The 16297-nt window shown below is 63.8% G+C and carries 11 protein-coding genes; all 11 read left to right on the top strand.

Translation table 11 applies throughout. The features are described 5' to 3' along the window. Window positions 1-283: 283 nt before the first annotated feature. The 11 genes from tagH to ACI77I_RS02140 are packed head-to-tail and all read left to right on the top strand — an operon-like array spanning window position 284 to window position 16292. Window positions 284-1648 carry a type VI secretion system-associated FHA domain protein TagH gene (gene tagH / locus ACI77I_RS02190; RefSeq protein ID WP_406996872.1) on the top strand — a complete coding sequence of 455 codons (1365 nt, stop codon included), beginning with the start codon at window positions 284-286 and terminating at the stop codon, window positions 1646-1648. Between the two features lie 56 nt (window positions 1649-1704). Further along, on the top strand, window positions 1705-2214 hold the full coding sequence (tssJ, locus tag ACI77I_RS02185; protein ID WP_406996871.1) for a type VI secretion system lipoprotein TssJ: 510 nt from the start codon (window positions 1705-1707) through the stop codon (window positions 2212-2214). A gap of 18 nt (window positions 2215-2232) precedes the next feature. Beyond that, window positions 2233-3567: a type VI secretion system baseplate subunit TssK gene (gene tssK / locus ACI77I_RS02180; protein ID WP_406996870.1), complete on the top strand. Its 1335-nt coding sequence runs from the start codon at window positions 2233-2235 to the stop codon at window positions 3565-3567. Between the two features lie 6 nt (window positions 3568-3573). Further along, a complete protein-coding gene (locus tag ACI77I_RS02175; RefSeq protein WP_094948688.1) occupies window positions 3574-4863 on the top strand; it encodes a DotU family type VI secretion system protein in 1290 nt (429 codons plus the stop codon). Further along, a complete protein-coding gene (tssM, locus tag ACI77I_RS02170; RefSeq protein ID WP_242153497.1) occupies window positions 4860-8360 on the top strand; it encodes a type VI secretion system membrane subunit TssM in 3501 nt (1166 codons plus the stop codon). Before ACI77I_RS02175 ends, tssM begins: the two co-directional genes overlap by 4 nt. Beyond that, window positions 8357-9010 carry a type VI secretion system-associated protein TagF gene (tagF, locus tag ACI77I_RS02165; protein WP_094948690.1) on the top strand — a complete coding sequence of 218 codons (654 nt, stop codon included), beginning with the start codon at window positions 8357-8359 and terminating at the stop codon, window positions 9008-9010. Before tssM ends, tagF begins: the two co-directional genes overlap by 4 nt. Continuing rightward, window positions 9011-9730 (top strand): PP2C family protein-serine/threonine phosphatase, encoded by a 720-nt coding sequence (locus ACI77I_RS02160; protein WP_406996869.1) that lies wholly within the window; start codon window positions 9011-9013, stop codon window positions 9728-9730. Continuing rightward, a complete protein-coding gene (locus ACI77I_RS02155) occupies window positions 9727-12699 on the top strand; it encodes a serine/threonine-protein kinase (RefSeq protein ID WP_406996868.1) in 2973 nt (990 codons plus the stop codon). The genes ACI77I_RS02160 and ACI77I_RS02155 overlap by 4 nt, the downstream gene beginning before the upstream one ends. After that, entirely contained in the window at window positions 12699-13403 is a 705-nt protein-coding gene (locus tag ACI77I_RS02150; protein WP_094948693.1) for an ABC transporter ATP-binding protein, read from the top strand. The genes ACI77I_RS02155 and ACI77I_RS02150 overlap by 1 nt, the downstream gene beginning before the upstream one ends. Then, window positions 13403-14587, top strand: a complete 1185-nt coding sequence (locus ACI77I_RS02145) for an ABC transporter permease (RefSeq protein WP_406996867.1) — start codon at window positions 13403-13405, stop codon at window positions 14585-14587. The genes ACI77I_RS02150 and ACI77I_RS02145 overlap by 1 nt, the downstream gene beginning before the upstream one ends. Next, entirely contained in the window at window positions 14580-16292 is a 1713-nt protein-coding gene (locus ACI77I_RS02140) for an SUMF1/EgtB/PvdO family nonheme iron enzyme (protein ID WP_094948695.1), read from the top strand. The genes ACI77I_RS02145 and ACI77I_RS02140 overlap by 8 nt, the downstream gene beginning before the upstream one ends. Window positions 16293-16297: the final 5 nt, after the last annotated feature.

Below are 16297 nucleotides of genomic sequence, written 5' to 3'. Positions count from 1 at the left end.
CCATCATTGGTGTTCAAGAAGTTGTGCATTTTTGGTGTAGTAGTTAGGCCTTGTCAAGGTAAGCTATTCGCCCTCTGTGACAGATGTGCGGTGTTTAACAACCTGCGCGACCGGTGAGTCGAGTGGTGCACCAGAATAGGATTTTTGTCATGGAGCCCAGTTAAGATCAGCGATCATGCTGGCATTAGCAGGCTGTGAGGGTCGATTTCACGACCTAGTGGGGTCTCTGGGGAACCGTCGCCCCGGGAATCGACTGCGCGCGAAGTATCAGCAAGGAGGCAAGATGTCGCTGTGTTTGACTATTACTAGTTATCACAAGATTACCCCTGGGCAGTGCCCCGAAAAGTCCATGAACCAGGGCTCGATGGCTATCGGCCGCAGCTCGGATAATGACTGGGTATTGCCTGATCCAGAGCGCCTGGTTTCCTCGCAACACTGCGTTATTCAATACAAAGATGGCCGTTATTATTTAACCGATAACAGCACCAACGGCGTTGAGCTGGTTAATGCCGGTGTCCGTCTGCGCAGGGGCAACAGCGAGCCGCTGCAAGATGGTGAGCTGATCCGCATCGGCGATTACGAAATCCAGGCGCGCATCGACTTCAACGTGCAAGCCGTCGACAGCCAGGCATTTGCCGGTGATTCGCCGAACAGTTTTGAAGCGCTGATGGGCGCTGTCGCCAGTACGCCGGCAGCCACACCGGTGATCGCGCCGCAGTTCCAAGGCGCCTCGTCGATGGACACGCTGCCGGACCTGTTCGACTTCCTCAGCCCCACCGCCGTGCCACCACCGACCGTGGCGGACCACGTGCCTTCCGAGCAACACGACTTCCGCCCGCCGACGCCGGTTGCCGTGCCGGTGATTGAGAGACCGGTGGTATCCGGTTCGGTGATTCCCGAAGACTGGGATCTGTTTGGCGACACGCCGGCACCGGTCGTCAGTGCACCGCCGCCGGCATCGTCGCCACCACCGCCACCCGCTGCGGTCATCCCGACACCCGCTGCGGTCATCCCGCCGCCACCTGTGGTCGAGCCCGCGCTCCCCGTGGCCGACAGCCAACAGCACGACCTCCTGCAAGCCTTCCTGCGCGGCGCTGGCCTCGACCAATTGCGCCTCGACAAAGCCGACGCTTGCGCACAGATGGAAAGCATCGGCCGCAGCTATCGGCTGATGGTCGAAGGTCTGATCGACGTGTTGCGTGCCCGCGCCAGCCTCAAGGGCGAATTCCGCATGCAGCAGACGATGATCCAGCCAGCCGAAAACAATCCGTTGAAATTCGCACCGAATGCCGACGAAGCCTTACTGCTGCTGCTTCGTCATGGAAACCAAGCGTTTATGGCGCCGGACATCGCCGTGCGCGACAGTTTCGATGACCTGCGGGCCCACCAGTTGGCGGTGATGGCCGGTGTGGAAGCGGCGATCAAACACCTGCTCGCGCGTTTTGAACCGGCGCAGTTGGAGGAGCGCATGGGCAAGCCCGCCGGGCTGTCGAGCCTTTTCAACGGCTCACGCCAGGCCCAGTACTGGCAGCAGTTCACCGAGCTCTATAGCAATATTTCCCGCGAGGCCCAGGAAGATTTCCAGGACCTGTTCGGCCGCGAATTCAGCCGAGCCTACGAAGAGCACAGCGCACGACAGCGTCGTTAACGCGGGGTGCGGTAATGGATAAAACGGATAGCTAAGTACGTCATTGAGGACGCAGGATGATTCCCAGGTTTTTACTCGCAGCTGCCACGGCGCTGCTGCTGACGGCGTGTGCCAAGGATGCCGCTAAGCCCGAGGCGGCCGCCGAAGCTGAGGCCGACACCGCCGCCATCGAGCTGCATTTTCACGCGATTTCCGGGCTCAACCCTGGCGCCAACGGCCAGGCCGCGCCGGTTCGCGTGCGCATCTTCGAACTGAAAAACGCCGCCACCTTCAGTCGCTCCGACTACTTTGCGCTGGCTGATCGTGCGCAATCCACCCTCGGCCTAGACCTGCTGGACCAGGACGAAGTGATGGTGCAACCCGGCCAGCAACTGAGCATCCAGCGCGACCTCGAGCCGTCCACACGCCAGATCGGCTTGCTGGTGGGCTATCGCGAGTTGGACCGCGCGCAATGGCGCACGGTGCTCACCGTGCCGGCGCGCCAATACACCGAATACCAGATCAGCCTCGATGTACGCGCCGTGCGCGCCGACGTCGTGGTTCCCCCATCCAGCCCTGCCCAATAACAAGCAATCGGAGCCCCCATGTCCTGGAACAATCGCGTGGTCTGGTCGGAAGGCATGTTCATCGGAACGCAGCACTTCCAGCAGCATGACCGTTACCTGGAAAACCTGATCGACGCCCGCAGCCGCCCGTTGTCCGCCGGCGCCTGGGGTTTCTCCGAGTTGCTGATCGACCAGGGCCTGCTGGCCCAGGGCAAGCTGGCGATTGTGTCGGCGCGCGGCCTGTTGCCGGATGGCACGCCGTTCAATATTCCCCAGGACGACCTGGCGCCGAGCCCGCTGAATATCGATGACAACCTGCGCGATGGCCTGGTTTACCTGGCCTTGCCGCTCAAGCGTGCGGGCGCGCGTGACACGGTGGACGACTGCGAAGACCTCGGCGGCGCCCGCTATGTCAGCCAGGTACGCGAAGTGCGCGACGACAATGCCCCGTTCGAAAACCGTGCGCCGGTGGCCGTCGGTTCCCGCGCGTTGCGCCTGCTGACTGCGCAAGATGGCATCAGCGACTACGCCGCCATCGGCTTGGTACGCATCAAGGAAAAACGCGCCGACCGCGCGCTGGTGCTGGATGACACCTACATCCCGCCGGTACTCGACGTGGCCGCGAGCAAACCGTTGACCGCGTTTCGCAGTGAACTGCTGGGCCTGCTGCATCAACGTGGCGAAGCCTTGGCCGGCCGCGTGGTCGCCTCGGGCGCGGGTGGTGCGTCGGAGATTGCCGACTTCATGCTGCTGCAACTGGTCAACCGCGCTCAGCCGCTGCTCCAGCATTTCAGCCAGTTGAGCCCGCTGCACCCGGAGCGGTTTTTCAGCGAACTGGTGAGCCTGGCCGGTGAGTTTTCCACCTTCTCGACGTCAGGCCGACGCCCCCAGGAATACCCGCAATACCAGCATGACGACCTGGCCCTGAGCTTCACCCCGGTGATGGCCGCCTTGCGTGAGGCGTTGTCGATGCTGATCGACAGCAAGGCCACGCCGATTCCGATTGTGGAGAAAGCCTACGGCGTGCACGTGGCCATGCTCGCGGACAAAACCCTGCTCGACAGCGCCAGTTTCATCCTGGTGGTGCGTGCCGATGTGCCCGGCGAAACCCTGCGTGCGCGCTTCGGCCAGCAGAGCAAGGTCGGCTCGGTGGAACACATCCGCGACTTGGTCAACCTGCAACTGCCGGGTATCGGCCTGCTGCCGCTGCCGGTGGCGCCACGCCAGATTCCGTATCACGCAGGCTCCACCTATTACGAATTGGACCGCGGCAGCGAGCACTGGCAACAGCTGAACAACTCCGGCGGCTTTGCCTTCCACATCGCCGGGCAGTTCCCGGGCTTGAACCTGGCCTTCTGGGCGATCCGAGGATAATCCGCGATGCATCCCAATGATGATGACCGCACCCAGTTCATGCCGCGCCCGGGTGGCCGTGCGCCAGAACCTGCGCGTGCAGAACCTGCGCCTCTGTCGATGCCGGCTGCGCCGATCCTCACCGGCAAAAGCCAGGGCCTCAACCCGCTGGAAAGCGCCGCCGGCCCGTTGCTGGCGCTGTTGACGCGCCTGCGTAACACCATCGCCCACCCGGCACCGGCCAGCCTGCGTGCGCAGTTGCTGGCCTACCTGCGCCAGTTCGAAGAGCGCGCCGAAGCAGCCGGTGTGGCGCGCAACGAAGTACTGCTGGCGCGTTACGCGCTGTGCACCGCGCTCGATGAAGCGGTGCTCAGTACGCCGTGGGGCAGCACCAGCGACTGGGGCAAGCAGAGCCTGTTGATCACCGTGCACAACGAGGCCTGGGGCGGCGAAAAAGTCTTCCAGTTGCTCGATCACTGCCTGCAAAGCCCGCGCGAGCGCCTCTACCTGCTGGAGCTGTTGTACCTGTGCATGTGCCTGGGTTTCGAGGGCCGTTACCGCGTGATGAACGACGGTCGCAGCCAGCTGGAAGCTTTGCGTGAGCGCACCGCCGCCGCCATTCGCAGCGCCCGTGGCGAACACGAGCGCGAACTGTCGCCGCACTGGCGCGGCGTGACCGTGGCGCGTGACCGCCTGGCGCAATTCATGCCGCCGTGGATCGCTGTGGCCATCGGCCTGGCGCTGTTGTTGGCGCTGCTGTTCGGCTTGCGCATGAAACTGGCGTCGGATGCCGAGCCGGTGTTCAAGAACATTCATGCCCTGGGCGAGATCCCGGTGCAGGCCATCGACCGTCCGGTGGCGCAGCCGAAAGTCATCGAACGGCCGCGCCTGGCTGGTTTTCTGGTGGAAGACATCAAGGCTGGCCGCGTGGCGGTGGAAGATAAAGTCGACCGTTCCGTCGTGACGATCAGGGGCGACGAGCTATTTGCGTCCGCCAGTTCCAGCATTGTTGATGACTACCAGCCGCTGATGCTGCGCATCGCCGACGCCATCCGCAAGGTCAAGGGCCAGGTGCGCGTCACTGGGCACAGCGATAACCGCCCGATTGCCACGCTGCGTTTCCCGTCCAACTGGGCGTTGTCCGAAGCTCGCGCCAAGTCGGTGTTGGAGATCCTGGCGGCCAAGACCGGCCAGGCGGACCGCTTCAGCGCCGAAGGCAGAAGCGACACCGAGCCTGTGGCCACCAACGCCACCGCAGAAGGCCGTGCCCGCAATCGTCGGGTTGAAATCACCGTATTGGCGGAGGGCGTCGAGTGAAGGCGTTTTTCAGTTTCATGATTCGCTGGGTGATCCCCGTACTGGGCCTGATCGCCCTGAGCCTGATCATCTGGTTTGTGGGGCCGTTGCTCGACGTGCTGGTGCCGGAAGGGCGGCGCTGGGCGCTGATCATTTTGGTGTTCGCGGTGTGGATCGCTTTCCGCGTATTCCGCATCATCCAGGCCCGCCGACAGGCCGCCGAAGTGATGCGCAGCCTGGCCGCGCAAACCCCAGTCGACCCTAACAACGCCGCGACTGCCGAAGAGTTATCGACCCTGCGCCAGCGCATGGACGAAGCCCTGGCGCTGCTGAAAAAGGCCAAGCTCGGCGGTGATGAACGCCGCAACCTCTACGAGTTGCCGTGGTACGTGATCATCGGCCCACCGGGTTCGGGCAAGACCACGGCGCTGGTCAATTCCGGCCTGCATTTCCCGCTGGCCGCACAGTTGGGCGCCGGTGCGGTGCGCGGCGTCGGCGGCACGCGCAACTGCGACTGGTGGTTTACCGATCAAGCCGTGTTGCTCGATACCGCCGGGCGCTACACCACCCAGGACAGCAACTCGACGGTGGATAAAGCCGCGTGGCTGGGCTTCCTCGACCTGCTGAAAAAGCAGCGCTCGCGCCGGCCCATCGATGGTGCTTTTATCGCCATCAGCCTGTCGGACCTGTTGCTGGGCAGTGATGCCGAACGTGCCGCCCATGCTGCGGCGATCCGCTTGCGTATCCAGGAGCTGTACACCCAGTTGGGCGTGCGTTTCCCGATCTACTTGATGCTGACCAAACTCGACCTGGTGCCGGGTTTCATGGAGTTCTTCGACAACCTGAGCAAGGAAGACCGTGCCCAGGTGTGGGGCATGACCTTTGCCCTGGATGACGGCAAAAACAGCGACAGCCCGTTGGCGGCGCTGCAAAGCGAATTTGCCGGGTTGGAACAGCGCCTCAACGAACGCTTGGTGGAGCGCCTGCAACAGGAGCGCGACCCCGCGCGGCGCGACCTGATCTACGGCTTCCCGCAGCAATTCGGCGCGTTGAAGGATTGCCTGCAGAGCTTCCTCGAAGGCGTATTCAAACCCAATGCCTTTGAAGAGCGCGTGCTGCTGCGCGGCGTGTACTTCACCAGTGGCACCCAGGAAGGCAGCCCGATTGATCGCTTGATCGGCGCCATGGCCCAGAGCATGAACCTGGACCGCCAGCACCTGGCGCGCCAGAGCGGCACCGGGCGCAGTTACTTCATCGAAAAGCTGTTCACTGCCGTAGCGTTTGCCGAACGTGGGCTGGTGGGGGTGAACCCGAAGGTCGAGCGTCGGCGCAAATGGATCGCACGGGGTGTGTTGGCAGCCACCATCGCTTTGGTGGTGGTGGTCAGTGGCCTGTGGTGGGTGAGTTATCGCGCCAACCAAGCCTATATCGCCCAAGTCGACCAGAAGGTCGCGCCACTGGGCCAGACGGTGCAGAACCTCAGCCCGGCGCAGCGTGAGGTTCTCGCTGTGCTGCCGTTGCTCAATGCGGTGAAGAACCTCGCCGGTGAGTCGCCAAGCTGGTCCGAAGGGCTGGGCTTGTATCAAGGCGACATGCTCGAAGCCGAGTCCGCCAGCGTCTACCGCAAGCTGTTGATCGCCGTCTTCGCGCCACGCCTGGTGACGCGCATCGAAGAGCAACTGCACGGTGGCGGCAGTTCCGACTTCCTGTACGAGGGCCTTAAGGCTTACCTGATGCTCGCCGACGCTGAGCATTACGACCCGGACTTCATCAAGGCCTGGATCGCCCTGGACTGGGACCGCAACCTGCCGCGCGACCTGCCGGCCGATCAGCGCCAGGCGTTGAGCGGGCACTTGCAGGCGCTGTTCGAGCGTCACCCGCCAAACGCGCGGCTTGACCCGCGGCTGATCGATGACTTGCGTCGGCAACTGCAACAACTTCCGGTGGCCCAGCGCGTGTATGACCGAGTTAAACGTCAGAAGCTGCCCGAAGGCATCCCGGACTTCCGGCTCAACGAAGCCGCTGGCCGCGATGCTGCGCTGGTGTTCAGCCGCAAAAGTGGCAAGCCGTTGGGTGAGCCGCTGAGTGGGTTCTTCACCGCCAAGGGCTATCGCCAGGCGTTCCTGCTGAGCAGCCTGAACCAGACCGGCACCCTCGCCGAAGAGCAATGGGTGCTCGGGCGTGAGCAGGCCGACCAGCAGAACGTGGTCAGCCTCGCCGCCGACGTGCGCCGCCTGTACTTCCAGGACTACCAGCGCCAATGGGACGCCTTGCTCGCGGACATCGACTTCGTGCCGATCACCAGCGTGGCCCAGGCCGCCGATGTGCTGCGGGTGATTTCCGGCCCGACCTCGCCGCTGAAAAAGCTGCTGGTGGCCGTTGCCAAGGAAACTGACCTGCAAGCCGAAGAGCGCCAATTGGCCGCCAAAGGCGTGCCGGTGGAAGGCGGCGTCGACAAGCTCAAGGAGCGCCTCGGCAGCCTGCTTGGCCAGGAGCAACCGACGGCCAATGCGCCGCAGGCAGCGGATGATCCGGTGACCGCGCACTTTGCCGAACTCAACAGCATCGTCAGCAAGAATGAAGGCGAGCCGGCCGCTATCGACGGCCTGTTGGCAGACATGAACGCGCTGTATGTGCAGGTCAGCGCCATGGTCGGCGCCAGTGGCGATGCCTTGCTTGGCGAGGCGAAGAACCAGGCGGCGGCAGCGGCCACGCGGGTCAGCCTGAATGCCGAACGCCAGCCGCCGCTGGTGCAGGGCATGGTCAAGTCGGTGGTCAACTCCACCACCAACAGCATGATGGGCGGCGTACGTAATCAACTGAACGCGGCCTGGGTCAGCGAAGTGGTCAACGTGTACCGCCAGTCGCTGGCCGGGCGTTACCCGATGTCGCCGGGCAGTGCTCGCGACGCGACGCTGGATGACTTCGGCCAGTTCTTCGGCGTGGGCGGGGTGATGGACAACTACTTCCGCAAATACCTGCAGCCTTACGTGGACACCTCCGCTCAGACCTGGCGCTGGCAGCCGGGTGCGGCGCAGAAGCTCGGGATTGCGCCGGGTGTGCTGCAAACCTTCCAGCGTGCAGCAACTATTCGTGACGCGTTCTTTAGATCGGGGGGCACGCAGCCGATTGTGCGTTTCGAGCTCAAACCGGTGTCGATGGACCCGACCATCACTCAGTTCCTGCTCGACCTCGACGGCCAGCAAATCAGCTACGACCACGGCCCAAGTCGCCCGGTGGCGATGCAATGGCCGAACCCCGGCAGCATCGGTGTGGTGCGCATTTCGATCATGCCGCCATCGGCCAGCGGCCGTTCGGGCGTGACCCTGGACGGCCCGTGGGCCTGGTTCCGCTTGCTGGAGCAATCAGACCTCACCGCCGGCAACTCGCCGGACCGCTTCAACCTGCGCTTGCGGGTGGACGGCGCGAGCATCGCCTACGAGCTGCGCGCCAACAGCGCCTTCAACCCGTTCAGGAGCCGCGTGCTCAGCGGCTTCAGCCTGCCGGAGCGGTTATGACCACGCTGGGTTTCTACGGCAAGTTGGCCAGCCGCGGTGACTTCGTCAGCCGCGCCTTGCCGCAGAGTTTTATCGGCCCGTGGGACAGCTGGCTGGCGGCGGGTTTGCTCGCCAGCCAGAACAGCTTGGGCGGCGACTGGCTCAACGTGTACCTGGTCAGCCCGCTGTGGCGCTTTGTGTTGGCGCCGGGTGTGTGCGGGCCGGATGCGGCGGCGGGCGTGGTGATGCCGAGCATCGACCGGGTCGGGCGGTACTTTCCGTTGGCGGTGGTGGCGTTGCTTGATCACGACACCAACCCTGCGTCGCTGGTCGGCGGGCCGGACACGTGGTTTGAGCAGGCTGAAGAATTGTTGCTCAGCACGCTGGATGCCGGCGCGACTTTCGAAAGCTTCAACGACAGCCTCGACAGCCTGGGAATGCCGGCCAGTGAACCGCGTGCGGTAGACAGCCGCTTTGCCGGCCTGCAACGCGTCGCCGCCACCGTGCCCCACAGCCGCATGACCGCGCTCGCCGAACAGGCCTGCGAGGGCGCGAGCCTGTGGTGGGGTCGTGGCTCGCAGGTGATTTCCCCAGGTTTATTGCGGTGTCAGGGCTTGCCTGCCGCCAGCGATTTTGCGCAGTTTTTGCTCGGACAAGAAGGTGTGGTGTAGATGGGGTCGACGTTCAAATCCGCGAGCAAAAGCCATGTGGGCATGGTCCGCCAGGTCAACGAAGACGCGTGCCTGGACCTGCCGGAGAACCGTCTGTGGGTGGTGGCCGATGGCATGGGCGGGCATGCGGCGGGGGACTACGTCAGCAGCCTGATCGTCGACAGCCTGCGCAATGTGCCGGCGGGGCGTTCCCTCGACGAATACTCGGCGGCCCTGCGTAATGACCTGCTGCGCATCAACGCCGCCGTGCGCGAAGAAACCGCCAACCGCGGTGTGACCATGATGGGCAGCACCGTGGTGGTGCTGGCCGCACGTGGTTTGCGCGGCGTGTGTTTGTGGGCCGGTGACAGTCGCCTGTACCGCCTGCGTGACGGCGTGCTCGAAGGCATCTCCCGCGACCACAGCTACGTGCAAGACCTGCAAGACAGCGGCCTGCTCAGCGAAGCCGATGCCCGCGTGCACCCGCGCGCCAATATCGTCACCCGCGCGATTGGTGTGGAGGCGCAGCTGGAACTGGCCGTGGTCGACCTGCTGATCGCCCCCGGCGACAGCTACATGCTGTGCAGCGACGGCCTGAACAAGACCGTCGAAGATCACGAAATCCGAGACGTACTCAGCCATGACGCCCCGGATGAAATCGTGCGCAGCCTGGTGCACCTGGGGCTTAACCGGGGCGCGCCGGACAACATCACCGCCATTGTCGTGAAGGTTTCGCCATGAGCATCGTGATTCCGGGTTATGACATCGAAGGCGGGATCGGCGAAGGCGCCATGGCCAGCGTGTACCTGGCGACCCAGCGTTCGCTGGAGCGCAAGGTGGCGTTGAAGGTGATGGCGGCAGCGTTGGCGGCCGACCCGAGTTTTTGTGAGCGTTTCCTGCGCGAGGGCAAGACCCTGGCGCGCTTGTCGCACCCGCACACGGTGACCATCCACGACATCGGCAACGTCGGTGAGCTGTATTACATGGCCATGGAATACCTGCCCAACGGCACGCTGAAAGAGCGCATCGCCGCCGGCCTGACGCCGGAGCAGGGCGTGACGCTGATCCGCCAGATCGCCTCGGCGCTGGGTTATGCGCATGCCCAAGGCTTGGTGCACCGTGACGTCAAACCGGCGAACATTCTGTTTCGCGCTGACGGCACCGCCGTGTTGTCGGACTTCGGCATCGCCAAGTCCCTGGACGACCGCACCCAGTTTACTCAAGCCGGGTTTGCCGTGGGCACGCCGAGCTACATGAGCCCGGAACAGGCGCGGGGCCAGGAGATTGATGGTCGCGCCGACCTCTACGCGCTCGGCGTGGTGCTCTATGAAATCCTCGTCGGCAAGCTGCCTTACACCGGCACCGATGCGCTTTCCACGGCGCTGGCGCACCTGACCGAACCGCTGCCGGAATTGCCGGTGCACCACGGCCGTTATCAAGACGTGCTGCGCAAACTGTTGGCCAAGGACCCGGCGGAGCGTTTCCCGGATGCGGCGGCGTTGCTGCGCGCGCTGGACCAACTGCCGGCGGACTCGCCGGAAGCCACGCTGGTGCGCCCGTTGCCGATTCCGCTGAGCTTCGACTTGGCCGGTATGACGCCCGTGTCGATCGACATTCCGACCGACAAACCCCAGCCGCAGCCGGTGGTGACGCCGACGCAACACCACGCCGTGTCCGAGCAGCGCCGTGGGCCGGTGCTGGCCCTGGCTGGCGTCGCGGTGGCTGTCGCGCTGGCCATCGGTGGCGCGAGCTACTGGTGGTTGAGCAGCGGCGATACGCCAGCGGCGCCGCCCACTGCGGTGGTACCGAAAACGCCACCGCCTCCTGAAGTAAAAACAGCCGTGGCTGATATGGACGGCGGCCAGCGACCCTTGCTGATGGCGGGTAAAAAGACCCTGTTCCAGCGTGTGCTCAGCAAGCCGGGCGCCAAGCTGTCCCATGACGCCGGTGGTGCAACTGACGAAGGGCTGCCTGCGTTTTCGGTGCTCTACGTGTACCAACGCAAAGACGTCGATGGCAGCCCGTGGCTGCGTGTGGGCGCTGCCACCGATGGGCGCAGCGATGGCTGGTTGCCGGCCGCCCAGGTCAGCGACTGGAAGCAAAGCCTGGTGCTCAAGTTCACCGAGCGCTCGGGCCGGGCGCCGGTGATGTTCCTGCGCCAATCCAGCGAGGTGGAAAAGCTGCTGGCTGATCCTGCTGCCGCCAAGGGCGTACTGGCCAAGGCGCAGAAGAACAGCGAAGACAATCAGCAGGTCCTGGCGCTGGAGCCGACCGCCAGTGCGGTCCCACAAGACCAGTTTTACCTGCTGCCGATCTTCGACTCCAAAGAGAGCTTCGACGAAAACGGCCAGCCGGTGCAGTTGCTCAATGTGGCGTCTATCGACCCTGGCAGCGCTGCCGCCAAACCGGCCGCCCGAGCGATCAACACCCACGCCGACGCCTTCCGCACTGCCGTGGTACTGGTGGTGGACACCACCGTGTCGATGCAGCCTTACATCGACCAAGTGCGCGACGTGGTGCACGAGCTGCAAACCCGCATCGCCGAACGTGGTGAGTTGGACAGCGTCAGCTTCGGCCTGGTGGGTTTTCGCAACAGCATCAAGAAAACCCCGGGCCTGGAATACGTGGCCAAAACCTTGATCACACTGGATCAAGGCCGCGACCCGCAACGCTTCCTCGACATGGCGCGGCAGGTCAAAGCGTCCACTGTGTCCAGCCACTCGTTCAACGAAGACGCGTTTGCCGGGGTGATGCAGGCCGTGGATGGCATGGATTGGTCCGGCTATGGCGGGCGCATTATTCTGCTGGTCACCGACGCCGGTGCGCTGCGCAAGAACGACCCGTTCGCCACCACCCAGATGAACGAGGCCGAAGTGCGCCAGGCGGCGCTGGGCAAGCAGATCAAGATCTACGCCCTGCACCTACGCACCGACGCTGGCAAGAAAACCCATGCCGGTGCCGAAAGCCAATACCGCGTGCTCACCGCTGACGCCAACCCGCAGATCGGCGACCTCTACACACCGGTGCCGGGTGGCGATGTGCGCAAGCTGGGTGAGCGTGTCGATGAGATCGGCAGCGTGTTCGCCAACCTCGTGCACCAAGTGCGCAGCAACACCCCGCAACCGGTGCCGCTGCTGAGCGCCGCGCCGACCTTGGCCGACAAGTCCGCCGCCGTCGGCTACGCCATGCACATGGACTTCCTCGGCCGCAAAACCGCGAGCCAGGCGCCGCAACTGGTCAGCGCCTGGACCGCCGACCGCGACCTGACCAACCCGGCGCTGCCGGCGTTCCAGGTGTGCGTGATGCTGACCAAATTGCAGCTCAACGATCTGCAGCAGTCGCTGAAACTGATCGTGGATGCAGCGCGCAAAACTCAGACCTCGCCCAAGGGTTTCTTCCAGGAAATCGCCAGCGCCTCGGCCTACATGAGCCGCGACCCACAGGCCCTGCGCAAGGGCGGCAACTTGGCCGACGGCGGCATCCTCGGCGAATACCTGGAAGGCCTGCCGTACCGCAGCAAGTCGCTGAACATGACACAGGATTTGTGGTTGTCGTTGAGCGTGGCCGAGCAGGAAGACTTTATCGACGAGCTGGATTCGAAAATCCGTCTCTACGAAACCTTCCACAATGACGTGGCCAACTGGGTCCGTTTCGGCGATGCCGAGCCGGGCGATGCGTTGTACCGCGTGCCATTGTCGACGCTGCCGTAATGCTGAACCTGCGCGCAGTGCACAAAAGCCGCGGCGTCGGCAGCCAGCGCTACAGCCTGGTGATTCCGGCGCTGGCGCTGCGCGCGGGCGAGCAGTTGGCGATTGTCGGGCCGAGTGGCTGTGGCAAAAGCACCTTGCTCGATGTGCTGGCGCTGGTGTTGGCGCCGGATCAGGTTGGCCAGTTTGAATTTGATCAGACCGATATCGGCGCTCTGTGGCGTGCTGACCAGCAATCTGCCTTGGCCCAGCTGCGCAGCAAGCACCTGGGCTACGTGCTGCAAACCGGTGGGTTGCTGGGGTTTCTCGATGTGCGCAGCAATATTGCCTTGTCCCGGCAACTGCTGGGCCTCAAGGACGACGGCAGCGTCGCGCGTCTGGCCGAGCAGTTGGAGATTAGCGACCAGTTGGCGAAGAAACCGGCCGCGCTGTCGGTGGGCCAACGCCAGCGCGTGAGCTGCGCCCGTGCCCTGGCGCATGCGCCGCAACTGGTGCTGGCGGATGAACCGACCGCGTCGCTTGACCCGCTTAACGCTGAGCGCGTGATGCAGGCGCTGCTGGCTCAGGCCCGCGAACACCACGCGGCCTGCGTGATCGCCACCCATGACGAACCGCTGGCCCGTGCCAGTGGCTTGCAGGTGCGGCGCATCAGTTGTCGTCGTGATACTGACGGCGGCATCACGGCGACCCTTGGGGAGGCGTGCTGATGCGCATCGGCTTGGTGGCGTCTCTGGCCTGGCAGGATTACCGCAACGACGCCTGGCTGTCGGCCTGTTCGGTGTTGGCGCTGGTGGCGGTTATTGCGCCGTTGTTGGTGTTATTCGGGCTGAAATTTGGACTGGTTAGCAGTTTGACCGAACGCTTGGAGACCGACCCCGCCACCCGTGAAATTATTCCGTTGGGTGGTGGTCGATTCAACGCAGCGTTTATCCAGCAGCTTGCCCAGCGTAGCGATGTGGCCTTTGCCGTGCCGCGTACACGGCAGATTGCGGCAACGGCGCAGGTGGGCACGCTGACCCTGGAAATGCTGCCGACGGCGCCGGGCGATCCGTTGCTCGGTGGTTTGCCGCTGCCCACGGGGCTGGAGCAGATCGTGCTGAGCCACACCGCCGCGGAAAAACTCGCGGCGCGGCCGGGGGATTGGTTGGAAACCAGCTTTGCGCGGCAAGTGGCCGGGCGCGTCGAAGCCCAGCGCACGCGGCTGCAGGTGCTGGCGGTATTGCCATTGGACGCGTTTGCGCGTGACGGTTTGTTTGCCGATTTGGCCCTGTTGGAAGCGGCGGAAGATTACCGCGATGGCCGGGCAGTGCAGGCTTTGGGCTGGGAGGGTGATGCAGCCGGTGTGAGCGAGCAGCGGGTTTATCCGGCGTTTCGCTTGTACGCCCGCAACCTCACCGATGTTGAGCCGCTGCGGGTGTTTTTTGCCGGGCAGAACCTGTTGGTGTCGACCCAGGCGCATACCATCGCCCAGGTGCAGTCGTTGAGCCGCAACCTGTCGATCGTATTCTGGATCATTGCCGGGCTGGCCTTGGCCGGTGCGTTTGCGGCGATCTTCGCCGGCGCACTGGCGGCCGTGGCGCGCAAGCATCGGGAATTGTCGGTGTTGCGCCTGTTGGGGTTTTCCACCGCCGGGCTATTGCTGTTTGTGGTACTGCAGGCGCTGTACAGCGCAGGCTTAGCCGCCGTGCTCAGTGCCGGGCTGTATGGCGTGGCCGAGGCAGGTTTGAATAAATTATTTGTGCAGGTGCCGGGCGAATACGCCAGTCATCTGCTGGCGCGTCACTACGGCCTGGCCCTGGTTGCAATCCTCGGCGTCAGCGCCGTGGCGGCGGCCTGTGGTGGTTGGCGGGTGGCGCGTATCCAGGCTTCTGAAGGAATCAGAGATGTATAAGTTATTGGGCGCCTGTGTGGCGCTGAGCTTGGCCTCGCTGGCGTGGGCTGATGAGGCGAGTGACAAACTCGACAACCCCAAACCGTTGCCCGACGACGTGAGCCTGCCGCTGCCGTGTGAAGGCAATATGGTGTTCCGCTACGCCTACGTGCTGGCCCAGGGCACCTTGGATGACCGCGAGATCAGCCTCGGTTATCCCTTTGCCGAAGGTGAGGCGGGTTATCAGCAGTCGTTTATTTCCGGCTACCGCCGCGACTTTATCAACGGCCAATTCACCCTCAAGGACTTGCCCAAAGACTGGAACAAAGTCATCGCGCCGTTGATGCCTAAGACCGACGCCAAAACCCCGCTCAAACCGATGCTCTACTTCATCGGTAAGTACGAAGTGACCGCACGCCAATACGCCCAGGTGATGTCTCAGGCGCAGTCGTTGGCCAGCGGTGAGCCGGCACCTGCCTGCGATGCGCCTACCGGCATGGCCGCGCGGTTGCCCAAAGTGAAACTGTCGCGCTTTGAGGCTGAGCGTTTCTCGGCGGTGTACAGCGCCTGGCTGATGAAATATCACCGTGAGCTGCTGCCGGTCAGTGGTCGTGGTTCTTCGGCTGAAGACGGTGGCCTGGGTTTTGTGCGCTTGCCCACCGAAGTGGAATGGGAGTTTGCCGCACGCGGTGGCCAGGCGGTTAGCCGTCAGGACTTGGAAGGCCGGCTGTTTCCACGCCGTGTCGAAGGCAGCGAAAGCGACGGCCCGCTGGGTGATTACGCGGTGTTCAACCAAGTCGCCGGCGGCACCGGCCAGGCTGCACGCTTGATGCCCATCGGCACCAAACTGCCCAACCCGATTGGCCTGTTCGATGTGATCGGCAACGCGGCGGAAATGGTCCAGGAATCCTTCCAACTGGTGCACGCCGGGCGCCGCCAGGGCACGTACGGCGGCTTTGTGGTCAAGGGCGGCAACTACCTCGAAGGCGAGGGCACGCTGTTTACTGGCATGCGCCGCGAGTACCCATTGTTTGCCGCCGACGGAACCGAGCAAAGCAACGAGACCACCGGGTTTCGCGTGGCGATTGGCGCACTGTCGGCGCCGCGCTCGCGCTACAAGGAGCTGTTCGCCCAGTGGCAGAAAGAAGGGCGCCTGGCCGCGCTGACGGATGCCATCGACGACGCTCAGGACCCGACCAAACGCCTGGACAGCATCATTGCTGCCAGTGTCGACCCCAAGCTGCAAGCCGAGCTTGGGCTGGTCAACGAAGAGCTCAAGCGCAACGTCTCGCTGATCGCCCAGCAACGCGAAGAGGCGGCGGGCAACTTGATTCAGTCGGCGGCGTTGGTGGCCGAGACCATCAGCAACTACAACATTCGCCTGGCCAACTTGCAGAAGAGTCGCCAGCAGGCGCTGGACAACAAGGACGCGGCCAGCGCGCAGCTGTTTGATATGGCCATCACCAATGGCCGCAGCGCCCTCGACGGCGCGGTGGCGATCTACATCGACAACTTGGCCACCGGCACGCGCTACACCGATGCGGTGATCCAGGCGCAGTTTCAACGAATCAAGGAAGAGTTGGATCGCAAGCCAGTGCTCGGTAAGAGCCTGGTGACGCGCGCGACACTGTTCGTTCGCCATGTCGGCAACTACCGCAAACAACAGCGGGCCGACCCGGCAACGATCTTGAAGGAATTGCTCGCAGCGAGCGGTCAGCGGTCTTGATCGCT

It is taken from the genome of Pseudomonas sp. D47 (genome assembly GCF_045447305.1).
Taxonomy (GTDB): Bacteria; Pseudomonadota; Gammaproteobacteria; order Pseudomonadales; family Pseudomonadaceae; genus Aquipseudomonas.
The sequence above is the reverse complement of the archived record's forward strand: the minus strand, read 5'-3'. Positions and strand labels throughout refer to the sequence as shown.

What these genes read in the sequence shown, in the direction of transcription:
- tagH (WP_406996872.1), top strand. Translation starts at nt 284, where the DNA reads ATGTCGCTGTGTTTGACTATTACTAGTTATCACAAGATTACCCCTGGG.
- tssJ (WP_406996871.1), top strand. Translation starts at nt 1,705, where the DNA reads ATGATTCCCAGGTTTTTACTCGCAGCTGCCACGGCGCTGCTGCTGACG.
- tssK (WP_406996870.1), top strand. Translation starts at nt 2,233, where the DNA reads ATGTCCTGGAACAATCGCGTGGTCTGGTCGGAAGGCATGTTCATCGGA.
- ACI77I_RS02175 (WP_094948688.1), top strand. Translation starts at nt 3,574, where the DNA reads ATGCATCCCAATGATGATGACCGCACCCAGTTCATGCCGCGCCCGGGT.
- tagF (WP_094948690.1), top strand. Translation starts at nt 8,357, where the DNA reads ATGACCACGCTGGGTTTCTACGGCAAGTTGGCCAGCCGCGGTGACTTC.
- ACI77I_RS02160 (WP_406996869.1), top strand. Translation starts at nt 9,011, where the DNA reads ATGGGGTCGACGTTCAAATCCGCGAGCAAAAGCCATGTGGGCATGGTC.
- ACI77I_RS02155 (WP_406996868.1), top strand. Translation starts at nt 9,727, where the DNA reads ATGAGCATCGTGATTCCGGGTTATGACATCGAAGGCGGGATCGGCGAA.
- ACI77I_RS02150 (WP_094948693.1), top strand. Translation starts at nt 12,699, where the DNA reads ATGCTGAACCTGCGCGCAGTGCACAAAAGCCGCGGCGTCGGCAGCCAG.
- ACI77I_RS02145 (WP_406996867.1), top strand. Translation starts at nt 13,403, where the DNA reads ATGCGCATCGGCTTGGTGGCGTCTCTGGCCTGGCAGGATTACCGCAAC.
- ACI77I_RS02140 (WP_094948695.1), top strand. Translation starts at nt 14,580, where the DNA reads ATGTATAAGTTATTGGGCGCCTGTGTGGCGCTGAGCTTGGCCTCGCTG.